This is a genomic window from Deltaproteobacteria bacterium (assembly GCA_016213065.1).
Taxonomy (GTDB): domain Bacteria; phylum UBA10199; class UBA10199; order SPLOWO2-01-44-7; family SPLOWO2-01-44-7; genus JACRBV01.
On record JACRBV010000140.1, the window covers coordinates 1 to 21,283 of the forward strand.

The 21,283-nt window shown below is 44.7% G+C and carries 25 protein-coding genes and 2 tRNA genes; 7 read left to right on the forward strand and 20 right to left on the reverse strand.

Features of this window, described 5'->3' with window-relative positions; genetic code table 11:
* Positions 1-81: 81 nt before the first annotated feature.
* From HY877_08060 to HY877_08080, 5 genes are all read right to left on the reverse strand, one after another.
* Entirely contained in the window at positions 82-420 is a 339-nt protein-coding gene (locus HY877_08060) for a LapA family protein (protein MBI5300226.1), read from the reverse strand.
* Positions 417-1,001 (reverse strand): HIT domain-containing protein, encoded by a 585-nt coding sequence (locus HY877_08065; GenBank protein MBI5300227.1) that lies wholly within the window; start codon positions 999-1,001, stop codon positions 417-419. Before HY877_08065 ends, HY877_08060 begins: the two co-directional genes overlap by 4 nt.
* Positions 994-1,281: an integration host factor subunit beta gene (locus HY877_08070; GenBank protein MBI5300228.1), complete on the reverse strand. Its 288-nt coding sequence runs from the start codon at positions 1,279-1,281 to the stop codon at positions 994-996. The genes HY877_08065 and HY877_08070 overlap by 8 nt, the downstream gene beginning before the upstream one ends.
* A 55-nt stretch (positions 1,282-1,336) precedes the next feature.
* Positions 1,337-2,173 (reverse strand): signal peptide peptidase SppA, encoded by an 837-nt coding sequence (gene sppA, locus HY877_08075; protein MBI5300229.1) that lies wholly within the window; start codon positions 2,171-2,173, stop codon positions 1,337-1,339.
* Between the two features lie 182 nt (positions 2,174-2,355).
* A complete protein-coding gene (locus HY877_08080; GenBank protein ID MBI5300230.1) occupies positions 2,356-3,930 on the reverse strand; it encodes a 30S ribosomal protein S1 in 1,575 nt (524 codons plus the stop codon).
* Positions 3,931-4,260: 330 nt separating this feature from the next.
* On the opposite strand from HY877_08080, the gene HY877_08085 reads away from it, so the two are divergent.
* A complete protein-coding gene (locus tag HY877_08085; protein ID MBI5300231.1) occupies positions 4,261-5,295 on the forward strand; it encodes a L,D-transpeptidase family protein in 1,035 nt (344 codons plus the stop codon).
* 26 nt (positions 5,296-5,321) lie between these two features.
* On the opposite strand, the gene HY877_08090 is transcribed toward HY877_08085, so the two are convergent.
* The 12 genes from HY877_08090 to rnr form a co-directional block, all read right to left on the reverse strand.
* A complete protein-coding gene (locus HY877_08090; GenBank protein MBI5300232.1) occupies positions 5,322-5,633 on the reverse strand; it encodes a helix-turn-helix transcriptional regulator in 312 nt (103 codons plus the stop codon).
* A gap of 381 nt (positions 5,634-6,014) precedes the next feature.
* A tRNA-Gly gene (locus tag HY877_08095) sits at positions 6,015-6,087 on the reverse strand.
* A gap of 53 nt (positions 6,088-6,140) precedes the next feature.
* A complete protein-coding gene (locus HY877_08100; GenBank protein ID MBI5300233.1) occupies positions 6,141-6,431 on the reverse strand; it encodes a putative addiction module antidote protein in 291 nt (96 codons plus the stop codon).
* A 56-nt stretch (positions 6,432-6,487) separates the two neighbouring features.
* Entirely contained in the window at positions 6,488-6,856 is a 369-nt protein-coding gene (locus HY877_08105; protein ID MBI5300234.1) for a diacylglycerol kinase family protein, read from the reverse strand.
* Positions 6,857-6,859: 3 nt separating this feature from the next.
* Complete coding sequence (locus HY877_08110; protein ID MBI5300235.1) at positions 6,860-7,201, reverse strand: phosphatase PAP2 family protein; 342 nt, start codon at positions 7,199-7,201, stop codon at positions 6,860-6,862.
* Between the two features lie 377 nt (positions 7,202-7,578).
* Positions 7,579-7,785: a hypothetical protein gene (locus HY877_08115; GenBank protein MBI5300236.1), complete on the reverse strand. Its 207-nt coding sequence runs from the start codon at positions 7,783-7,785 to the stop codon at positions 7,579-7,581.
* Position 7,786: 1 nt separating this feature from the next.
* A complete protein-coding gene (locus tag HY877_08120; protein ID MBI5300237.1) occupies positions 7,787-9,109 on the reverse strand; it encodes an N-acetylmuramoyl-L-alanine amidase in 1,323 nt (440 codons plus the stop codon).
* 136 nt (positions 9,110-9,245) lie between these two features.
* Positions 9,246-9,533: a hypothetical protein gene (locus HY877_08125; protein MBI5300238.1), complete on the reverse strand. Its 288-nt coding sequence runs from the start codon at positions 9,531-9,533 to the stop codon at positions 9,246-9,248.
* 102 nt (positions 9,534-9,635) lie between these two features.
* Positions 9,636-10,442 carry a CDP-diacylglycerol--serine O-phosphatidyltransferase gene (gene pssA, locus HY877_08130; protein MBI5300239.1) on the reverse strand — a complete coding sequence of 269 codons (807 nt, stop codon included), beginning with the start codon at positions 10,440-10,442 and terminating at the stop codon, positions 9,636-9,638.
* Positions 10,439-11,119, reverse strand: coding sequence for a phosphatidylserine decarboxylase family protein (locus HY877_08135; protein MBI5300240.1), 681 nt, complete (start codon positions 11,117-11,119; stop codon positions 10,439-10,441). Before HY877_08135 ends, pssA begins: the two co-directional genes overlap by 4 nt.
* A gap of 14 nt (positions 11,120-11,133) precedes the next feature.
* Positions 11,134-11,361, reverse strand: coding sequence for a DUF465 domain-containing protein (locus tag HY877_08140; GenBank protein ID MBI5300241.1), 228 nt, complete (start codon positions 11,359-11,361; stop codon positions 11,134-11,136).
* A gap of 32 nt (positions 11,362-11,393) precedes the next feature.
* On the reverse strand, positions 11,394-13,508 hold the full coding sequence (rnr, locus tag HY877_08145; protein MBI5300242.1) for a ribonuclease R: 2,115 nt from the start codon (positions 13,506-13,508) through the stop codon (positions 11,394-11,396).
* Positions 13,509-13,583: 75 nt separating this feature from the next.
* Here rnr and HY877_08150 point away from each other — a divergent pair, with 75 nt between their 5' ends.
* The 3 genes from HY877_08150 (at position 13,584) to HY877_08160 (ending at position 15,511) form a co-directional block, all read left to right on the forward strand.
* A complete protein-coding gene (locus HY877_08150; protein MBI5300243.1) occupies positions 13,584-13,754 on the forward strand; it encodes a zinc-ribbon domain-containing protein in 171 nt (56 codons plus the stop codon).
* Positions 13,755-14,376: 622 nt separating this feature from the next.
* Positions 14,377-14,460 (forward strand) — tRNA-Leu (locus HY877_08155).
* A gap of 1 nt (position 14,461) precedes the next feature.
* Entirely contained in the window at positions 14,462-15,511 is a 1,050-nt protein-coding gene (locus HY877_08160; protein MBI5300244.1) for a DMT family transporter, read from the forward strand.
* Positions 15,512-15,558: 47 nt separating this feature from the next.
* Here the strand turns inward: HY877_08160 and HY877_08165 are convergent, their stop codons facing one another.
* From HY877_08165 to HY877_08175, 3 genes are read right to left on the reverse strand one after another with little or no spacing between them, the layout of a single operon-like run.
* Entirely contained in the window at positions 15,559-15,816 is a 258-nt protein-coding gene (locus tag HY877_08165; GenBank protein ID MBI5300245.1) for a hypothetical protein, read from the reverse strand.
* Positions 15,813-16,253: a universal stress protein gene (locus HY877_08170; GenBank protein ID MBI5300246.1), complete on the reverse strand. Its 441-nt coding sequence runs from the start codon at positions 16,251-16,253 to the stop codon at positions 15,813-15,815. The genes HY877_08165 and HY877_08170 overlap by 4 nt, the downstream gene beginning before the upstream one ends.
* On the reverse strand, positions 16,246-17,589 hold the full coding sequence (locus HY877_08175) for an Nramp family divalent metal transporter (protein MBI5300247.1): 1,344 nt from the start codon (positions 17,587-17,589) through the stop codon (positions 16,246-16,248). The genes HY877_08170 and HY877_08175 overlap by 8 nt, the downstream gene beginning before the upstream one ends.
* A 245-nt stretch (positions 17,590-17,834) precedes the next feature.
* Between HY877_08175 and HY877_08180 the strand changes: the two genes are divergently transcribed.
* The 3 genes from HY877_08180 to HY877_08190 form a co-directional block, all read left to right on the forward strand.
* Entirely contained in the window at positions 17,835-19,646 is a 1,812-nt protein-coding gene (locus HY877_08180) for a hypothetical protein (protein ID MBI5300248.1), read from the forward strand.
* A 52-nt stretch (positions 19,647-19,698) separates the two neighbouring features.
* Positions 19,699-19,887: a hypothetical protein gene (locus HY877_08185; GenBank protein ID MBI5300249.1), complete on the forward strand. Its 189-nt coding sequence runs from the start codon at positions 19,699-19,701 to the stop codon at positions 19,885-19,887.
* 412 nt (positions 19,888-20,299) lie between these two features.
* Positions 20,300-21,283 (forward strand): radical SAM protein (locus HY877_08190; GenBank protein MBI5300250.1); only part of this gene is annotated, 984 nt, incomplete at its 3' end.

The following is a 21,283-nucleotide window of genomic DNA, read 5'->3' on the forward strand; positions in this document are numbered from 1 at the left end:
CAACCGGAGCATACCTTTAATGGTATGTGAGGATTGCGGGTTTGCGGGCAACAACGCAGATGGGCAGTTTTCGGAGGTTTCCTAAGTTCGTTTTTCCACACCGGCTAGCTGTCTTGATACTGTCAGCTCTCTTTCCAATTCGCGGATTTTCTTGTTTCTGGAACGAAGCTCCAGCGTTTTATAAAGTGAGGGAAGCGCTTCGAGCAGAGCAATCGCAATCATCCCCAAACAGAAAGTGATCAAAAGAATAAATCCCAAAGGCAGAGGCACGGACTTGAAACCATTTGGCATCACGACAGGAATCCAAAATTTAAAAACAATGGGGTACGAAAAAGTGGTCTGGTCCAGATTGCAGTAGACAAAATTGAGAAGGACAAAAAACAGAAACGCCATAATAATGGCAAAAACTAAACGTTTCATAGTGGGCTCCTTAATTTTTGAAAACCGTCGGCAATTCTGTCATAGGTGTTGCCTAAATATTCCGGCATGACACGCGTATTTCCGATCACGGGCATGAAATTGGTATCTCCCAACCACCTAGGAATGACGTGCCAGTGAAGATGATCTTCAATACCGCATCCGGCCGTTTTTCCCAGATTCAATCCGCAATTAAAACCCTCCGCGTTCATGGAAGCGCCCAAAATTTCCATCCCCTCTCCCATAAACCAGAGACTTTCCTGATAAACCTGTGGAGATAATTCCTTGAGTTTTGCGACATGTTGATAGGGACAAATCAGGAGATGTCCGTTGTTGTAGGGAAAACGATTCATCACGACGTAGGTGACTTTTCCCTTCGCCAAAACCAGATTTTCACGATTGGGATCTCCTGAACCGAGATCACAGAATACACAAGGCACTCCTTCTTTTTTTTGGCGAGCATCCTTTATATACTCCAAACGCCAAGGAGCCCAAATTATAGGGGCAGGCAAAGCCCCCTCCGCCGGCAAAGCCGTCGGAGCCTCCCCCTCTCGCCCGCTTTGCGGGCTAGTTTCATTATCCATGATTATTATTCACCTTCTCTTTTAATTCTTTTCCTACTTTGAAAAACGGAACGCGGCGTGTGCCGACTGAAACTTGCTGGCCTGTTTTGGGGTTGCGCCCCTGACGTGCCTGACGAACGCGCACTTCAAAACTTCCAAAGCCGCGAATCTCGATGCGATCCCCTTTCATCAACGAATGAGTCATCGAATCGAAAATTGTATTGACGATCACCTCAACATCTTTGGCCGCCAAATTCGGCAACCTGTTGGCGATGTACAATACCAAATCACTTTTATTCACGAAACCTCCTTTATGGGACCATGGACTATGGACCATAGACCATGGATTGAAAACTTTATGGATATAAATAACAAAATTGTGGACCGGATAAAAATATTTTTGTCGTTCCCATGAAACCTCTCACCCACCAAGCCGCGGACTTGTCGGCATAAACCAATTCCGGTTCGCCTTCAATTTTCGCCATCTTGGCAAGCGCACTCACCGCGTCTCTAAAATCTCCGAGCTCATCAATCAATCCCAACTCCTTTGCCGTGGCTCCGCTCAAAATGCGTCCATCGGCAAAAGTGTCCAGTTTTTCTTTCGGGATATTTCGCGCTTCCGACACGACTGTTTTAAACTGATTATGAATTTCTGTCATCAACTGTTCCAACAAAGTTTGCGCTTCCGGTGAAAGAGCGTGGGTAAAAGAACCCATGTCTTTAAGCTTTCCGCTCTTGATTGTTTCATACTTAATTTTGGCAAAACGAAGGAGCTCTTCCAGATTGACATGATCCATGCGCACACCAATTGAACCCGTAATAGTGCCCGGATCGGCGAAAATTTTGTTGGCCCCCATCGCCAAATAAAGTCCACCGGATGCGGCGATAGTCCCCATGGAAACAACAACGGGCTTTGTTAAAGCAATTCTTTTAATATTGGAATAAATCTCTTGAGAAGCCGCAACAGTTCCACCGGGCGAATTAACACGCACCAGAATTCCCTTGATGTGGTCGTTCTTGCGAAAATTGTCGAGTTGCTCCACCCAATCATCGGAAACCCAGATCGCCCCGTTCACCTCAACAACGCCCAGTGCTTTTCCAAACGCGCCGGGAGTTGAAAAGATTTTTTTCAGGCCGACCAAAGCCAGCAAAACGAGAAAGAAAAAACCAATTCTCTTGCTCCATTTTTTCATGGTTATTCCTTAAGCATCTCTCATAAATGAAGTCATTCCTGAACCCTTCGCCATCTTTGTCATTCTGAGCGAAGCGAAGAATCTGCTCGTGCTCAGGGTAAACTCCGTGAAGGATCTACTTGATAACAAATTGGATTCTTCGCTTCGCTCAGAATGACAGCTTTCATAAACGATTTATCTTCTTACTCTTCAATGCGTTTCAGGTGCATTTTGCGTCCCTCTTCGTCCACCGTCATTACGGTGACGTTGAGTTTATCGCCCACTTTCAAATCTTTTGGGCATTTCGCCTTGGGTAAAAAACCCGCGACACCTTCCGCAATTGTCACCACCGCACCACCCGCATGAACTTCCGAAACCGTTCCCGGAACAGAAGCCCCTTCAGGATAAACGGAGCGGATAACATCCCACGGATTGGATTGCAGTTGTTTGAGGCTTAAGGAGAAACGCTCTGCTTCGGTGTCAACATTCACAACCACCGCTTCCAGAGTGTCCCATTTTTTATAGATTTCCTGAGGCTGATTGAAATTTTGCACCCAACAGAGATCGGAAATATGAACAAGTCCGTCAACACCCACTCCGCAATCAACAAAGAGACCAAAGTCGGTGACATTGCGAACGGTTCCTTTAACTTTGGAACCGACGGGACATTGGTCCGCCAAAGTATGCCACGGATTGGTTTGCAATTGTTTCATGCCCAGCGCGATACGGCGATTTGTTGGATCACAATCCATGACAATGGCTTCCACCTCTTGCGCCAACGACAAAGCTTGGGAGGGGTGCTTCATTTTTTTGTTCCATGAAATTTCGGAAATGTGAACGAGGCCTTCGATGCCCGGAGAGAGTTCGATAAAAGCACCGTAATCGGTGAGTGAAACGACTTTCCCCTTCACCCTAGAGCCGACAGGGAATTTCCCTTCGACTTCCGACCACGGATCTTCATGAAGTTGTTTGTAACCCAGAGAAACACGGCGACTCGTTTCGTCATATTTTAAAACAACCACTTTGACGTTGTCGCCCACTTTGAAAAGATCGGAAGGATGATGAACGCGGCCCCAGCTCATGTCGGTGACATGCAAAAGACCGTCAAACCCGCCCAAGTCAATGAATGCGCCGTAGTCGGTGACATTCTTGATATTTCCTTCCATCACTTGCCCTTCCTTAACATTTTGCAACAGGGCTTCTTTGTTTTGATCGGGTTCGCCATCCATAGCGCCTTTGCGGGACAAAACGATATTGCCTCTGCGTTTGTTCAATTTGATGATTTTGAAACGGAAACGTTTGCCCATGTACCTGTCCAAATTGCGCGCGGGACGCGTATCAATTTGAGAACCGGGCAGGAAAGCTTTGACACCCACATCTACCGCCAAGCCGCCTTTTACTTTTCCGATGACAACTCCCTCCACAATGCCGTCTTCTTCCTGAATTTTAACCAATGTATCCCATGCTTTCAAAACATCGGCGCGTTCTTTGGAAAGACTGATGATGCCTTGATCGTCTTCAATATTTTCAAGTAACACTTCAATTTCGTCGCCCACATTAACGTGCAGTCCCCCTTTTTGATCTCTGAATTCGCGCAAAGGAACTTGCCCCTCGGATTTGAAACCGATATCAACAATCGCAAAATCATCGGTAAGTTGAACAACCTTTCCTTTGACGAGACTTCCTTCTTCGATCAAAGTTTGGCGCTCTTGGGAATCCAAAAGCTTCGCAAACTCGGAGCCTTTCTGCTTCTCTGACGGTTCAATATGAATTGGCATCTAAAAATTCCTCCTTAAGGGATGTGTCCCAAAATTTTTCGGACCATAGTTTTTTTTACACCCCATGTCAAAACAAAAATGGTTATTTTTTGAAGGGTTAGACTTACGCTTGACGATCTTTCCTGAATTCATTATGGGGGAACCTCCGAAAACTGCCCATCTGCGTTGTTGCCCGCGAACCCGCAATCCTCACGTCCCAATAAAGGTACGCTCCGGTTGCGGGTTCGCGGGCGCCTAGCACCTTGGCAGTTTTGGGAGGTTCCCAATTATCACGGTTTTCGGATATGCCCTTATGCGGACAGTGAATTTTTCAGCGCTCTCATAAATATAATGAAGCTTCTCTTAACGGTTCTACTTCTATTTGCCCAATTTTTAACCCCAACTTTGGCGCAGGCGATTCCGTTTCAAAATCTGGAAAAGGCGCTTCACTATTATGAAAGAATCAGAAAGTCGGAGGGTTGGCTGGCCATTGGCGAAGGCCCAAAACTCGAGAAAGGTCTCTCTGATCTCCGTGTTGTGCCGTTGAGAGAGCATCTTTTTCTCACCAAAGATTTGGAGGAAAAAGAGGCAATGGATCCCGATTTTTTTGATGAGTCCCTTGAAAAAGCCGTCCAACTTTTTCAGAAACGCCATGGTTTAACGGAGGACGGCGTTGTGGGCGTCACCACTTTGCAGGCACTCAACATTCCCGTTGAAACAAGAATTCGCCAGATTGAAGCCGCCATCCAGAGAGAAAAAGAACCACAACCAATTCCCGAAGGACAATATGTTCTTGTTAATATCCCCGCTTTTCATCTCGATTATTTCGAAAATAAAAAACCGGTACTGGGCATGTCTATTATTGTGGGAAAGCGGAATTGGGAAACCCCGATATTCACCAGCAACATTACGGGCATTACGTTTAATCCCACATGGAATATTCCCGCAAGCATTGTCAAACGGGAGATTCTTTCCAAAATAAAAAAAGACCCCGATTATCTTACAAAAGAGGAAATTGAAGTTACGGAGAACCGCTACCAACAAAAACCGGGTCCGAAAAATCCGCTGGGCCGCATCAAATTTGTCATGCCGAACGAGTTTGACGTTTATCTGCACGACACCCCCGCGAAAAATTTTTTCGCTCGCCCCATGCGCCACTTAAGTCACGGATGTATTCGGATTGAAAAACCGCTTGAACTTGCCGAACTTCTTTTGCGAGCCGACCCCCGATGGACATTAAAGAAAATCCGTCAGACCATTGACGAAGGAAAAGAAATCACAATCCTCCTCCCCGCCCCGGTACCCGTGAACATAATCTACCAAACAGTCTGGCTTGATGAAGCAGGCCTCCTACAATTCCGAACGGATATTTATGGGAGGGATTAGGGAACAGTTTACAAACTATACCAGATTCAAGCGGCTTTTTTGTAATCGAAGGTAATGAGAAGTTTTGCTTTTAGGGCACATGCGATTCTCTCCAATAAATCAAGTGATGGAATGCGCTGGTCGGCACCCGATTCCAGACGGGCAATGACGGTTTGGCTTGTCTTTGCTTTCTTGGCCAATGCCGCTTGAGTCAGGCTGGATTTTTGTCGGGCATCTCTCACCAATCGGGCAATTTTACTGATTGCTCTTTCTCTCTCAAAGTAAAAACTGAACTCTGCATCTTTAAATTCTCTTTTGAGAACTTCTTTGAGTAAAATTCGTTTAACTTTTGGTTTCATAATAAAACCTCCTTCATTCGTTTCACAGCTACATCCCGTTCTTTGAGAGGCAACTTCTGTCCTTGTTTCTTGTAAGCGTGAGCAAAACCATTTCTTTCCCTTCAATCAGCACATAAAAAACCCGATGATCTGCCAGAGCCAGTTGTATAAAAGGATACCTTCATTGTCATAATATGACCAATTGGATATAGAGCGCAAGACAATTTTCGCTAGTAATCCATGCAGTATGCATACGCAAAATGGATGCCGGAATCAGGTTGGGATAATTGTGAACTGGTGAACCAAAGATGTAGCAAATACGTCAGGAGATGATTTGTTTTCGTATTCTGTATATGACTGCAAAAAAACAAATCCCGACCGATGGCCGGGACTTATTTTCTGAGCGGGAGACGGGGCTCGAACCCGCGACCTCAACCTTGGCAAGGTTGCGCTCTACCAATTGAGCTACTCCCGCGCGATTGTCTGCAGATAACAAATTACTACAGATGTTCAAGAGGAAACTTGCATTTAGGCAACCCGGGCCTTGAAGGAGAACCGAAGTCGTAATGCCCTTAAAATATCTAATAAGCTATTGAATTCTGGATTACCCCCCTTGGAGAGAGCTCTATAAAGAGTGACTCTGCTGATATTGGTTTTTTTTGCAATCGCTCCCATTCCCTGCGCTTCGGCAACGTCTCGCAAAGCCATAAGCATTAACTCTTCATCATCTTCTTCAAGGCATGTGTTCAAATATGCGGCAGCGATTTTTGGATTTTTCAGTTCTTTCTGGAGAAAATCTTTATATTTTTTGGTTTTCATAAGCTATCTCCTGCTTTTATAATCTCTCCAATATTCGACGGCCTTTTGAGAGTAAATTACAAATGCGGATACAAAACTAAAATGCCGATTATTACTGCTCCTATGGCGGCAATTAGGACGGCTCCGGCCGCGATATCTTTGGCGCTTTCAATCAACGGGTGGTGATTTTCTGAAACGGCGTCGGACAAAAATTCAAAGGCTGTATTCATTCCCTCTGCCGTCCATACAATCATCATCGCCAAAACAATCAGACACCATTCCACGGTGGAAAGTTGCAGAACAAATCCGAGCACAATCATAAGAACTGTGATGGCAAAATGAACCCACGCATTATGCTGTGAGAAAAGCAGATGCTTGATTCCCTGAAAAGCATAGGCAAAACTTTTGATTCTGGCTTTGATTGTGAATTTTTTTTTCGATTCCATAAACTAAAATATTCCCACGATACTCAACCCCTTCCCTTCCGCGACGGTGGGGACAATGAAGAGATTTGGATTTTTTAATTTGTGAAAATGGGCAACGCCCCAGCCGATGGCGGAACCCAAGGCCGCTCCAAAAACCACATCAGAAACAAAATGCGCATTCATATCAACACGCGTGATGCTTATAAAAGAAGCGCATGCATAGGCGGGGATTCCCGCTTTGAGTCCGTAAAGAGTTTCCAATGCGGTGGCAACAGCAAAGGTTGAAGAGGCGTGTCCCGAAGGAAAACTGTAACTTCCACCATTCGGACGCTTGCGATCAAATCCCAGTTTCAAAATTCCGGTCATGGCGTCTGTAAAGAGGAGCGCTTCAAGAAGTGTTTCTCCTGTTACAGAAAGTTTTTCGTTATGGGCAAGTTCTCCGGCACCAAATAAAACCAAAGCGGCGGGGTCGAGCACATAGGGCTGGCCGATAAATTCGGCTACCGTATCTGCCTTCCCCAGATGCCGTCTTTGAAAATTTCCTTGAATGGAATGATCTTTCGTCGTCAAAATTCCAGCGGTGATGGCGCCACCACCGATCAGGATCGCGGGCCAATAGGCAAAAGTGTAACGGATATCCCCTTCGGCATGTGAGAGGACATTGGGAATTTTCGCCACTGCGGATGTTGTGCCAACGCATAAAAAAAGAAAGGACCAAAAAAAAATTTTTGTAATTCCTTTGTTCACAATTTTTCCTTTTGTTTTGCTCTTTCAAGAGATTCACGAAATTTGCGGCGGCGTTTCAGCGCTTCTTCCCTCTCTTCAATTACATCTTTCCAGACCCTTTCACTCATCGCTTCGGAGGTTTTTTTCTTCAGATAGCGGCGCTCACGCACCCAGAGATAAATCACCAATCCGATGAGCAATAAAAATAGGAGTGCAAGAAGCATGTTAAAGGGAAGTCGCTACTTTGTGACGTGTTTCAATATACTTTTTAATTCCATTTGTAATCCCCTCTGCAATTTCCCACTGATACTGGCTGTCTTTCAAACGTTTTTCCTCTTTGGGGTTGGTAATAAAAGAGGTCTCCACCAAAATGCTGGGACTCTTGGCCCCCACCAATACATAAAAAAGAGCGGAATCCACTTTTAAATCTTTCACCGCGCGATATTTTTTGGCGAGATGTGTAACGAGCGACGTCTGAACCAGTTTTGCCAAATCTCTCGAGTCATCGGTGTTAGCATTTTGCAACATGGTGGAAAGAATTTTTTCTGAAATATTTTTTGGTTTTTTGGATTCCTTATTTTCGCGTGCGGCAAGACGCTTGGAAGCCTGATTCGTGGAATTATTCAGATAAAAAACCTGAACCCCTGTGGGTTTCGGGGAATCGTTGGCATTGGCATGAATGGAAATAAACAGATCCGCCTTTTTTTTGTTGGCGATTAAATTTCTCTCTTCAAGCGTCAATGTTTTGTTTTTGGTGCGTGTCAAAAAAGGTTTTAGATGTAAATCATTCTTCAACTTGAAAGCCACTTTGCGCGAAATTTGCAACGCAATATCTGCTTCCTTAGTGCCGTCGGGTCCTTCTGCTCCGGGATCTTCACCCCCGTGTCCCGGATCAATGGCCACCGTTTTAATGCGAAAATCCATCTCGGACACTGGTGTTTTTACCGCCGTTGAAGGCAACGCCTCTACTTTTTCAGGGATGGAAGCCGCATCTTCTTCGTCCGGCGACGCAGAAATCACACTTCCCTTCTTTTTAATTTGGAAACTCGGTATTTTTTCTGTCTGAATGCCGTTTAACTTGTCCAGATATTCCTCTGCCGCTTTTGCCATATCTCCATTGGGATAACGTTCCAGAATGGCCTTCATTGCTTTTTCTGCTTTTGCCTTGTCCCCCTGTTTTTCATAACGGAGAGACCCAATACGATAGAGAGCATCATCGGCCATCAAATCCTGAGGATAGGTTTTTACAAATTCGTTCAAAGATTTAAACGCGCCCTGCAAATCTTCATCGTTATGTGAGATGTTGTATTTCTCCTGTGAAAGGCGGCCGATACTAAAGAGGGATTTAGATGCCTGATCTGATTTGGGGTAAGCCGTCACAATCTGTTCAAATTGTTTGACGCATTTATCCCAACCCCTGCTGACTGTTTTATCCAGCGTGTGATAACATTTTTGCGCAAAAGCATAATCGGTAATGGGGTCGCCGGCAAAAATTGGAGCGGTTGCGAAAATAAAAATTGCGAAAATAAAACCGAAGATTAATTTCATAATGGGGCTTATACTAGCACAGCCATAAAACATCCTACAATGTCATTTTCAAATATGACGGGTCCTGTCCCTGCGGGTTGCACGCCCTCCCAAAAGATCGGGCTGACAACCCTCCGGGCCACCCGTCACAATGGTGTTATTTTGACTTTTTAAAGAGAGATTCAAGTTTGGCTTTCTGAGTTTCTTTATCCGCGGTTTTCACCTGAATTTGCGGATCGAAAACAAAATAATCGCAAAAATTTGCTTTTTCTTTGTCGGAGACATATTCGGCCTGCGGTTCACGACACTCACGGTGCGCTTTTATATCGTAAAATTGACACTGGTAGCAACAATGAAGGTCGTGATCGCAGGAGGGACAAACATCACATCTCCCCACCCTGCCCAAAACGGGAACTTCTTTCTGACAAAAAGCGCACTTTGACATAGTATTTCAAAAAAAGCTGTCAGCGGTCAGCTATCAGCTTTCAGCTTGTGAATGATTGATTTTTTATTAACTGACTGCTGATTGCTGATCGCTTTTCCAATTTTACCCCTGCTTTTCCTGATTTTCTTTGTGCTCGATAAGGCTGATGGGACGGGGCTCCGGCTGTTTTTTTGACGGTCTCAAGCGAAGATAAATATCCAAAATGGGGCCTGAGATCATGTAGGCCAGCGAGAAGATAAGCATCATGATATGCGGCTCCCAAGCCAGAATTCCTATCGCGACCGCCGTGATGACAAGCGCAAAAAAGGAAAGCCTGCTTTTAAAATTCCATTCTTTGACACTGGGAAACCGCAACGTGGATACCATTAATAAACCAAGAAACATGGTGAGAATCAAAATCCAATAATTTCGCACCGGAGGGATTGCGAAATAATCATCATAAAAAATAATAAGGGTAGCCAGCACATAAGCCGCCATCGGAATTGGAAGTCCTTGAAAAAATTTCGATTCGATGGAATCGGCCTGCACATTGAAACGAGCCAAACGCAAAGCACCGCAGGCGAAATAGAGAAAAGAAGCAACCCAGCCGAAGCGGTGAAAGTCGTGCAAAGTCCAACTGTAAATCAAGATGCCGGGGGCCATACCAAACGAAGCCAAATCAACGAGCGAATCATATTCAATACCAAATTGGGAACTGCCACGCGTTAACCGCGCCAAACGCCCGTCAAACATGTCAAACACGCCCGCCAGCAAAATGGCCCAAGCGGCCAGCACAAATTCTCCATGAAGTGATTTGATGACGGAAAAAAAACCGCAAAAGAGACTGGCGGTCGTGCAAAGATTCGGAAGAAGATAAACGCCCTTCTTCACCCCTGCTCTTCTATTGATTCGACGTTTGGTGATTTTCATTTTGCTACCTTGGTTCCAAGAATAGTTCTTCCGCCATACACCTTTTGCCCGGGTTTGACAAAAATTTCAACGTTGGTGGGACAATATAAATCGGTGCGAGAACCAAACTGGATAAGACCAAAACGGTCTCCCTGATTCAGCAACATTCCCCCTTGCACATAACTCACAATTCTGCGGGCCAAAAATCCCGCAATCTGCACCACAAGCCAGCGCTGTCTCCCTTCTTCCTCCAACAAAACGGCGTGATGTTCATTTGTTTCCATCGCTTTGGGTTTGAAAGCGGCGGCAAACGTTCCTTCCTTGTAAAAACAATCCACAACTTTTGCCGTTATGGGAGCACGATTGATATGACAATTAAACGGAGACATAAAAATGCTGACGCGTTTTGCTTTGCTCTTGAGGTAATGCTTCTCTTCGTCGTCCACAATTTCCAAAATGGTTCCATCAGCGGGAGAAATAACCAGTCCACGATCCTGTCTGGCCGCTTTGCGAGAGGGATTTCGAAAAAAGATAAGGACATAAAAAGTAAAAAGAACGGGCAACAAGGCGCCCAACGCCCCAAAGAAAAAACCAAGCAGAAGCCCTGCCAAAACCCCTAAAATAAGATAAGGGTAGCTCTCTTGGGTTATAAGCCGGTTTATCGGCCTTTTGCGATAACAAGGTAGCGTCGTTTCCATAAAACTATTCAATCCTAATGATTATTGCGATATTTTTTCAGGATCGCTTCTAATCTGTCTTTGCCGATCAACTTCTTTTTTTGTAATTCTTTTTTTTTGAGCTCTTCTTGAGGAGAAAGAAATAACTTACTGGCCAACTTGGCTAATTGTTTTTCGTAACTGATATGCTCTTTATAAAGAACTTCCAACGTTTCATCTTCACCAACATACCTTTGGATGACATCCAAATCCCTAGGATCCATGCAACCTCCTTTTTAATGATTGTGGCATAAAATTATGCTTCTCGTGCTATGTCAAGAAGATTAAAATAGGTCCGTCTTTCCAATAACTTAACCTCTTCCACCTTGATGCGAACCCGATCGCCGATTTTAAATATTTTTTTGCGTTTTTTGCCCCGCAAACAGAGATGATCTTGATCATAAACATAGAAGTCACCCGATAAATTTTGCAAAGGGACAAGCCCTTCTACAAAATAGTCGAGCAGTTCCACAAAAAATCCGAATTTGGTGACATGCGAAATAATACCGTCAAACTCTTCCCCCAATTTGGACTGCATGAAAATCGTATTATGAAGCGCCAGCATCTCCCGTTCCGCATCCATCGCCCTTCTTTCCTGAATCGAGCAATGCTCTGCGATTTCTGCCAAAACCCCCATTTTTATTTTTTTGGTGTCGGGTCGCAGTGCCTGTTTCAAAAGGCGGTGGATGATCAAATCGGGATAACGGCGGATGGGTGATGTAAAATGACAATAGCATTCACTCGCCAATCCAAAATGCCCGACATTTTCGTGGCTGTAAACCGCCTGAGACATGGAACGCAATAACATGGTGTTGACGAGCCGGATTTCCGGATGCCCTTTAAAAAAATTGGCCACTTCTCCCAAAATTTTGGAACTGCTGGGAATTTTCATCTTTCCCTTGTAACCCAACCGGTTGACGAGCTGATAAAAACGGCGCAATTTGTCGGGCGGCGGAGAATCGTGCACACGATAAACGCATCCCACTTTTCTCTTTGTCAGAAAACGGGCGACGGATTCGTTGGCCACGATCATGAGCTCTTCAATAATCTGATGACTCCAGTTGCGTTCCGCGCGCTCAATGTTTTCAATGCCGCCGGTCAAATCCAAAACGATGTCGGGTTCCGGTAAATCAAAATCGATGGTGCCGCGTTTCGTGCGATTGGTTTTCAAATGGGTGGCCGCTTCGGAAAGAGTTTCCAACATGGACAGAAGCGAATCCATCTCCTCACGCAGTTTTTCTTCCCGGTCGACCAAAAGACGCCGAACAAGTGTGTAGGTCAGGCGAGCCTTGCTTTGAAAAATGGCGGAATAGAAATGTTCCGAATGAACATTGCCATTTTTGTCAATCACCATTTCGGCAACCATTGCCAGACGGTCTTCGTGCGGACGCAGACTGCACAAGCCGTTGGAAAGAACTTCCGGCAACATGGGCAGAACACGCCCGGGAAAATAAACGGAGGTGCCGCGATCGTATGCTTCGCGATCAAGCGGTTGGTTGGGTTTGATATAATAACTGACATCGGCAATGGCGACCCAAAGTTTGATATCACCACCCGAAAGCGGTTCTGCATAAACCGCATCATCAAAATCTTTGGCGTCTTCTCCATCAATGGTGACAAAACCTAGAGAACGAAGGTCTATTATAGGGGCTCGCGTCGCCCCCTCCGCCGGCAAAGCCGCCGGAGCCTCCCCCTCACGCTCGCTCTGCTCGCTGGTATTTCTAAAACTCCCCGCCTCTTCCAATACGGCATCGGGAAATGTTTTGGGCCACTGATGTTTGGCGATAACATATTCAATTTCGGCGGGGAGACTGCCTCTTTGAGGAAGACGTTCGATGACTTCACCCTCTAAACCACTTTTCCCTTGAGGATATTTTATAATTTTTGCGACGACATAATCGCCGCGGTGGAGACTTCGATCAACATTTTTCAATCTCATCCGGTGATGAACCCGTTGATCTTCCGTAATGAGAGACCAGTACTTCCCTTCCATCTCCAAACGTCCCACCAACTGCTTCAAACGGCGTTCCAGAATTTTTTCTACGGCCCCTTCGAAAAGACTCTTGTCGCTCTGTCGAACCGAGACTTCGACAATATCACCGTGCATGGCGTCCCCCACCAGACGCGCCGGAATAAAGACATCCGGATGTCCGGGCTCCTTAGGGATAACGAAACCATAACCTTCATAATGGAGGGATAACTCACCGACTATTTTATTCATTTTCAGGGTCAATCGTATTCTGGCGAGCGCAAAACAAAATATCCGATTTCTTTTTGTCATTCCCGCGGAGGCGGGAATCCAGAAAAGCTGAAAAAGACTGGATCCCTGCCTTCGCAGGGATGACAAACTGGTATACGCAAAAACGGACATTTTGTTTTGCGCTTGCCATCATTGACTTTTTCGTTATTCCTGAACTAAGGAGCGAACGCAAGGGAGGACTTGAACATGGTAGCAAAAGATTGGGCCGATCTTGACTTTGATGAAGACGAAGAGAAGGTATGCCCCAACTGCGGACATACTTATGACGAAGCAGAAAAAGCGTGCCCCCATTGTGGCGCCATCGTGAGCCAAGAAGACGACGAACTCGATGGTTTTCAAGAAGACGAAGAGAGTTAAGTCGACGAGCATCGTGAACAAATGATCTGGACACCCAAATTGGCATATAGCGTTGGGTTAATCACTACGGATGGAAATCTTTCTCCAGATGGTCGCCATTTCGATTTTACTTCGAATGACAGAGATCTCATTGAAACATTCAAAGAATGTCTCAACTTAAAAAACAAAATTTGCACAAAGAAAAGTGGCGGCACAAAAAAGAACACTTCTTTCAGAATTCAGTTTGGCGATGTAAAACTTTATCGATGGCTACTGACAATTGGATTAATGCCCAATAAATCGAAAATTCTGGGGCCACTAAAAATTCCAGACAAGTTCTTTTTTCATTTTTTGAGAGGCCATCTGGATGGAGATGGTTCTATTTGGAAATATTTTGATCAGGTCTATCCAAAAAGCCTGAGACTTTATATCACTTTTACCTCAGCCTCTTTGCCTCACCTGGAATGGATCCAGAGTAAAATCCAAAAATTAATCGCCAAAAAGGGCTCTCTCCAAAAAGGCAAAGGGGTATTTGTGCTTAAATTCAGTAAATGGGATTCAGTGGCACTTATAAAAAACCTTTATAAACCCAATGTTCCCTGTTTACAGAGAAAATATGTTCTTATAAAAGAATTTTTACCAGGCCGGCGTGGTGAAACTGGCAAACACGCTACATTCAGGGTGTAGTGGGAGCAATCCCTTGGAGGTTCAAGTCCTCTCGCCGGCACATGACATTGGTTCTTTTATTTCTGATGCAGTTGGGCTGGTCGGCTTCTTACATGTTCCAGAAACAGGTGATGATCGATATGCCTGTGGGACTGATTCTTATTTTTCGCTATGGCATTGCTTCGCTGGCCTTCTTGCTCGCAGGAAAATTCGGAGCGCGCAACAAAATGAGCGATCTGCTTCGTTGGCCCTCCTCGAAAGGTCCTCACGTACCATTAAAGGTACGCTCCGGCCTTTCTCGTCGGGACCGCCTCGCATCTCATCTCATTTTGTTGCGCGCTTTTAAACTCACCACAAAATTTTCAGCGCGTGAATGGATGCTCATCATCTTCATGGGTGTTCTTGTTTTTTCGGGTTCCCCCTATTGCCAACTGATCGCCCTGACTCACACCTACGCCACAGACACCGCCATCCTAACCGCCTTCGAACCGCTCATCGCGGCCTCCATCGCCGCTATTTTTTTGAAGGAACGCATCGGGTGGAAAACATTGGCCGCTTTTTTTGTGGCCACTTTTGGAATGATTATCATGTCGGGTTGGCAGGGAACCGCGGGCTCTTTGGAAGTACAGCGCATGTTGGGCGACACTTTTTTTCTGGCGGCTCTTTTGTTTGAAGGAGTGGGCTCCACGGTTTCGCGTTATATGGTGCGGAAAAGAAATCCTTTTGAGTTGATGGCTTGGATGATGTTCGTGGGTTTTTTATTCAATCTTGCCTGTTACTGGCCTCTGCTCACACCCACCAATATCGCCGCGGTTGGAATAAAAAGCTGGGGAGCAACACTGTATCTGGCGCTTATTTGTTCCGCGCTCTCTTACAGTGGATGGACTTATCTGTTGAAAAAAATTCCGGTGAATCAACTCGCTTTGTCAACTTTCCTACAGCCAATTTGTGGAACTTTTTTGGCCCACCATTTCATTAACGAGCCTCTCGATGAAAAAACCCTGCTTGGCGGCGGTTTGATTTTGTCTTCGCTTCTGCTCTGGCTCTTCAGTCATCTAAGAAAAGCTGTCAGCGATCAGCGATCAGCAATCAGTTTTCAGGTTGTGAAATGATTGAGTTTTCATTAGCTGACCGCTGATAGCTGATCGCTTTTTTCAAATTAACGATACCGACAGACGTAAAAAACTACTCCTGAAAACAGCACAAAATTCACCGACCCAAAAATTTTAAAGGTCATATCTTCGGTGACGAGAATTTGCGGCAACATCAACAAAGAACAGATCCAAACGCCAAAAGTCCAGATAAGGCTGATGTTGTTTGAACTTTTGTTGCGCCGGATTGTCAGGATGAGCGGAATGTTGAAAAAAGGAAGGATGAATCCCGCAATCATTCCGAGATAAAGAGAAAAACTTTTCATTCTTTCTTTCCCACCGGACGCGCTTTGATCAGCAGAAGAGGAATCTCCACCTGATGACGAACTTTTGTTGCGGTGGAGCCATGAATAAAATCGGACAAAAAACGGTGGCCGTGTGTGGACATGGCAATCAAATCGCAATTTCGTTCCTTGGCGAATTTGATAATCTCATCGGCGGGTTCTCCCATCGCCAAAAAATGAGTGGTCTTGATTCCCTGCTTCATCAGTCGCTTAGCCACCTCTGCCAAATATCGCTTGTCCTGTTTCATCTCTTCCGATTCACGCAGGCGAAGACGTTCATAATTTCTGGCAACCCATCCGTCGGCCACATGCAAAAGCAAAACTTCGCTCGGAATAAAACGGTGCAACTTTTCGATATGCTCCAAAATGGTTTTATCCGCCGGCGTATGATCCAATGTCACCAAAATTTTTTTATACATAAATTGTCATATACAAAAGCCATGTGTTCAGCGCGGCAATAAAAACCGCCATCGCATAACCAATTCCTTTCATCAACCATCCATTCGCGAAACGCCCCATCTTTTTGCGATCGCTTGTGAAAAAAACCAGCGGAAAAACCGCAAACGAAAGTTGAAGACTCAAAACCACCTGACTTAAGATGAGAAGCTTTCCCATCCCGCGCGCTCCGAAAAAAGCGGTTACAATCACCGCGGGAATAATCGCAAGGAGACGCGTCATAAGACGGCGCACGACCGGTGGCAAGCGGAGATTCAAAAAACCCTCCATGACAATCTGCCCCGCAAGAGTGCCTGTCAGTGTCGCGTTTTGTCCGGAAGCCAGCAGGGCCACGGCAAAAAGAAAACCGCCGAAGGAAACGCCAAGAAGCGGGCTCAACAATTTATACGCCTCTTCTATCCCCTGCACTTCATGAAGACCGCGGCTGTAAAAAACACCGGCAGACATAATGAGAATCGAGGCGTTGATCATCAGCGCAAAAAGAAGCGCAACGGTGGAGTCGATGGTGGCATATTTGATCGCCATTTTTTTTCCCTCTTCCGTATCGGGATAGTTGCGCGTCTGCACAATGGAAGAATGAAGATACAAATTGTGCGGCATGACGGTCGCCCCCAAAATACCAACGGCGATGTAAAGCATTTCCGGATTTTTAAAAATCTCCGTTGTCGGAATGAAACCGTGCAGAACACCGGCAATATCCGGCTTGGATAAAATAATTTCCGTCAGAAAACAGGCGCCGATAATAAGAATGAGCGTGATGACAAGCGCCTCAACATATCGAAACCCTTTATTCTGCAAATATAAAAGAAGCAGAACATCCCCGGCGGTAATTACAACGCCCCACACAAGCGGGATCGAAAATAAAAGATTCAACGCGATGGCCGAACCAATCACCTCGGCCAAATCACACGCGGCAATGGCAATTTCACACAAAACCCAGAGAGAAAGTCGCACGGGTTTGGAATAATGATCGCGGCACGCCTGCGCCAAATCGCGACCTGTCACGATGCCAAGTTTTGCGGACAGCGCCTGCAGAAACATCGCCATGATGTTGGAGAGAAGAATGACACTTAGAAGGGCATAATTGAAACGCGCCCCGCCCGCCAGATCAGTCGCCCAATTACCGGGATCCATGTAACCCACCGCCACCAAATATCCGGGCCCGGCAAACGCCAACAACTTGCGCCAGAGTGAAGCACTCTCAGGCATCGGCACGCTTCGATGAACTTCAGGGAGAGAAGGTCTTCCGGGTTCCAACCGCCAAGCATTCATGTTGGGCATAACAGTAATCTCCTTCATCACACCACAGCACACGCGTCAATTGGATGGTTTGGTTTTTTCGCAATGACAGAATCAATAATTTTCCAAATTTTGTTTATTTGCTGATACACACTGTTTCAAATTCAAATATCTGTCTCTGCGATAATCATTCAGACTCACTTTTACTTGGCACAACCATTGCGACATGAATTGCCATAACAAACGGCAGAAAATGGGTCTCTATAGTTGAGTCCTTTTGTATGCCAAAAACAAGGAGTAGTGATATGAGTATCGATATGGCAAAGCGCAGCGCAATTGGGGGACCGACTTGGAGGGAGGTAGAGTGTGAAGTTAGAACCGATCGGGGTGAGAAGCAAAGGGGCTGGGGTAAAACAGAGCCTCAGGATCCAGCATGTTATCCTAAAGAGCCAAAAGAATCCAAAACCCCCAAGGAACCCAAAGATCCAAAAAGCAATAAAGAAAGTTCTGGCATTCCATCTTCCACTACTGGAACTATTTATTTAGCGGTCGATGATGATGATTGGTGTCATACATACCCATGGAAACCCAAAGAACCAAAGGTACCCAAAATTCATCTTCCACCGAATGAACCTGATACGCCAAAACCTTATAGAGAACCAAATGAACCTAAAGAGCACAAAGAACCAAAGTCACGAAAAGTGCCTTCAATGTGGAATCTTCTTTTCTGCAAGGAGTTTTTAAGTATGCAAGTAATTTTGAGAAAAAGGATTCGGATGCTGTTTAAAAAACTCCTTATCACTACACTTCTGATGTCCGCTCTTTTGGCGAGCAGTCTTCACGCTACTACGCCAAAAGAGCGGCTGAAGGAGATTGAATATATTGAAAAAATAATTACTACTAAATGGAGCAATAAAGAGATTCATGAAAAGCAGGATGGCATCAATATTCATAAAATTCTCAATACCCTAAAAAAACATATTGATGGCAGTAACGAAGATTATCTTGCTTCCATGGAGGAAACACTGAAACTATTTCACGATCCACATTTAGACATTTTCCTTCCGGTTGGATTTGAAGATCAAAGCTATCATTCCGGTCTGCATGTGGCCCACGTTTCAGAAGGTTATGCTCTTGTTAAATGTGAAAAGCCGGCAGACTGTTCCCATTTACCACTACCCCTACTAATCACCCAAGTTGACAATCTCCCCATCGAAATATGGCTTCGGCGAAGAGCTGACAAACTAAACGGATCAACCAAATTAAGACGAAGAAATGGGGCAATGAACAATCTTGGCTGGTATAGTTTTGTGAGAAAAAACCCTCCAGCAAAAACTATCACATTACTTTTACCAAACGGTAAAACAAAAATGCTCCCTTTGAACTGGCAAAAATATGTGTGGTGGGACAAAGAGGCTGGTAAACCAGAACCCCGTTGTATTGAAAGCAAACTGGATCCAAGCGGCACTTTTATATTAATCGTCAAAACTTTTCATTGCGGTCTTCCCGAAGATCACAAAGACAAAGACGGCTATTATCGTTTTCTCAAACACTTAAAAACAGCATTGAAAAAGGCCAAGGGAACCGATTCTTTGATAATGGATATTCGAGAAAATAGTGGCGGCAAACTCACCATTGCAGAAATTGCATTGCAATTGCTGGTAGATCAAAAAATACATTTTTTTACAGAATCATTCCTAAACAAAGATGGAACATGGGGTGCACCTGAAAAATGTATGGCTGAACCCAATATGAGTTTAAGAAAATATTTCAAGAACAGACCCGCTGGCATTCTTTCCGGGCCGGAATGCGGTTCTACCTGTTCCTATTTTGTTGTCGCGGCAAAAACGGCCGACATTGCCATGATTTTGGGAGAACCTGCCTCGGGTAGCAATGGTGGCGCTAAACATTACAGACTTCCCGCATCTGGTGCTCTACTGAGTGTTCCGTGGGACAAATCATGGGCGGCTGATGGCCAGCTAATTGAAGGTCGTACAATTGAGGTAAACAAGAAAATCATTCCTTCCATCAAAGACTATAAAAGCGACCCTGACCCAATCTTGACAAAATCCATCCAGATTCTGCGCAAAGAGAAATTTAAAGATAACCAAACATAAATTCATTTTATGATTGACCTTTAGCGGCAAATTGTTTCTAGAATGTCGCACGATGGGTAAAAAGAACGCTAAGGCCCAACTGTTTCACAAAATTCGTAATTGCATCAATCCGATTCAGACTTTTTTGCATCTTGTGGACACTCACAAGGAAGACCCCAAGCTCCAAAAATTTCAGGAGCTTTGCAAAGAAAATCTCGAAGAACTGAAAACCCTTTTGGAAAATCTGGAAAACGAATCCTGAAATCTATTTGTAGGGGCTTGCGTCGCCCCCTCCAACGGCAAAGCCGTTGGAGCCTCCCCCTCACGTTCGCTCTGCTCACTCGGCAGATTCCAATAGGGGCTTAGCAAAGCCCCCTCCACCGGCAAATTTTTAAATGTTGTCGCGGCAGTTTTCCTTGGTCCGCCGGACCAAGCTTCCCTGCCTTGACCCCCCTCCCGTTTTTTTGCACAACTTTTGAGACAGGTGTTGCAAAACTGATACACTTCCGCACACATACACCCCTTTCATCTTTTCCCTCAACTGTATGATTTTTAACACGATATGACTTTTCTCGCACATGGCATGGGAATTGCTTTATAAAAAGAGAAAATAAAAACAAAAAATCGCACAACTTTTTTGGATAACCTCCGAAAAGATTATTGAAAGACAGAATATGTTTAATCGCTTTATTGACTGGTTCTGCAATAAAATCTGGCCCCTTGTTGATTCTCAACGGCAAATTCTGGGAATCCAGCTTGATATAACTAACGCTTGTAATCTGGCCTGTGTGCATTGTTATCACCCTCACCACAAAAATCAGGGTGCCCTCACTTATGAACAATGGTTACAAGTTCTTGAACAATACAAACAACTGTTAAAGAAATTGCGTATGAAACCGTCAATAACCATTTGCGGCGGCGAACCACTTTTGTGTTCTTTTTTGATTCCATTATTAGAAAATATTCGTAAATATTTTCCATTCTGTGATTTGAGCATTCAAACAAATGGAACAGTTTTGACTTTTGATCAGGTTGTTTCTTTCAAAAAACTGAATGTTTCTATTCAAATCAGCATTGATGGACCAAATAGTCAGAGCCATGATTTAATTCGAGGTGATGGAAGTTTTAAAAAATCTTTGGATGGATGCCATCTATTAAAGACGCATTCTATTCCATTCTGGTTCTTAGCCATTTTAAGTGAAAAAACAGCTCCTTGGATACCCGATTTTTTTAAGCTTGCCATAACTGCGGGTGCTTCTGCTATGAATTTCACGCGCCTTGTAATTGAAGGATATGCCAAACAACTTTTTACGCTCAACGTTGATCGGCCTCTGGAAGGAAAGCATCTCAAAAAGGCATTGAAAGATATCTTAGAATATTCTAGAGAATACAACGTCCCAACAGAAACAAGAGGGGCTCTTTGGCATCTTATTGATAGAGAAATTGGTTCACCTAATAATGTTGGGTTTGCTGGTCTTATCATTAGTTATAAAGGAGAATTTAAAGTCACCAGCAGGGCTTCTATGGTTTTAGGGAATGTTTTACATGAGGGGATCGAAAAGTTATTTCTTTTTCATCCTATTATGCAACGATTAAGGAAAGGAAAAATCGAGGGGTGTGGTCAGTGCCGTTTTTTTGATCGTTGCCGTGGTGATAGA

Bases quoted from the DNA above. Each gene is read 5' to 3' on its own strand.
- HY877_08060 (MBI5300226.1), bottom strand. From the start codon at position 420: ATGAAACGTTTAGTTTTTGCCATTATTATGGCGTTTCTGTTTTTTGTC.
- HY877_08065 (MBI5300227.1), bottom strand. From the start codon at position 1,001: ATGGATAATGAAACTAGCCCGCAAAGCGGGCGAGAGGGGGAGGCTCCG.
- sppA (MBI5300229.1), bottom strand. From the start codon at position 2,173: ATGAAAAAATGGAGCAAGAGAATTGGTTTTTTCTTTCTCGTTTTGCTG.
- HY877_08080 (MBI5300230.1), bottom strand. From the start codon at position 3,930: ATGCCAATTCATATTGAACCGTCAGAGAAGCAGAAAGGCTCCGAGTTT.
- HY877_08085 (MBI5300231.1), top strand. From the start codon at position 4,261: ATGAAGCTTCTCTTAACGGTTCTACTTCTATTTGCCCAATTTTTAACC.
- HY877_08090 (MBI5300232.1), bottom strand. From the start codon at position 5,633: ATGAAACCAAAAGTTAAACGAATTTTACTCAAAGAAGTTCTCAAAAGA.
- HY877_08100 (MBI5300233.1), bottom strand. From the start codon at position 6,431: ATGAAAACCAAAAAATATAAAGATTTTCTCCAGAAAGAACTGAAAAAT.
- HY877_08105 (MBI5300234.1), bottom strand. From the start codon at position 6,856: ATGGAATCGAAAAAAAAATTCACAATCAAAGCCAGAATCAAAAGTTTT.
- HY877_08110 (MBI5300235.1), bottom strand. From the start codon at position 7,201: ATGACCGGAATTTTGAAACTGGGATTTGATCGCAAGCGTCCGAATGGT.
- HY877_08115 (MBI5300236.1), bottom strand. From the start codon at position 7,785: ATGCTTCTTGCACTCCTATTTTTATTGCTCATCGGATTGGTGATTTAT.
- HY877_08120 (MBI5300237.1), bottom strand. From the start codon at position 9,109: ATGAAATTAATCTTCGGTTTTATTTTCGCAATTTTTATTTTCGCAACC.
- HY877_08125 (MBI5300238.1), bottom strand. From the start codon at position 9,533: ATGTCAAAGTGCGCTTTTTGTCAGAAAGAAGTTCCCGTTTTGGGCAGG.
- pssA (MBI5300239.1), bottom strand. From the start codon at position 10,442: ATGAAAATCACCAAACGTCGAATCAATAGAAGAGCAGGGGTGAAGAAG.
- HY877_08135 (MBI5300240.1), bottom strand. From the start codon at position 11,119: ATGGAAACGACGCTACCTTGTTATCGCAAAAGGCCGATAAACCGGCTT.
- HY877_08140 (MBI5300241.1), bottom strand. From the start codon at position 11,361: ATGGATCCTAGGGATTTGGATGTCATCCAAAGGTATGTTGGTGAAGAT.
- rnr (MBI5300242.1), bottom strand. From the start codon at position 13,508: ATGTCCGTTTTTGCGTATACCAGTTTGTCATCCCTGCGAAGGCAGGGA.
- HY877_08150 (MBI5300243.1), top strand. From the start codon at position 13,584: ATGGTAGCAAAAGATTGGGCCGATCTTGACTTTGATGAAGACGAAGAG.
- HY877_08160 (MBI5300244.1), top strand. From the start codon at position 14,462: ATGACATTGGTTCTTTTATTTCTGATGCAGTTGGGCTGGTCGGCTTCT.
- HY877_08165 (MBI5300245.1), bottom strand. From the start codon at position 15,816: ATGAAAAGTTTTTCTCTTTATCTCGGAATGATTGCGGGATTCATCCTT.
- HY877_08170 (MBI5300246.1), bottom strand. From the start codon at position 16,253: ATGTATAAAAAAATTTTGGTGACATTGGATCATACGCCGGCGGATAAA.
- HY877_08175 (MBI5300247.1), bottom strand. From the start codon at position 17,589: ATGAAGGAGATTACTGTTATGCCCAACATGAATGCTTGGCGGTTGGAA.
- HY877_08180 (MBI5300248.1), top strand. From the start codon at position 17,835: ATGAGTATCGATATGGCAAAGCGCAGCGCAATTGGGGGACCGACTTGG.
- HY877_08185 (MBI5300249.1), top strand. From the start codon at position 19,699: ATGGGTAAAAAGAACGCTAAGGCCCAACTGTTTCACAAAATTCGTAAT.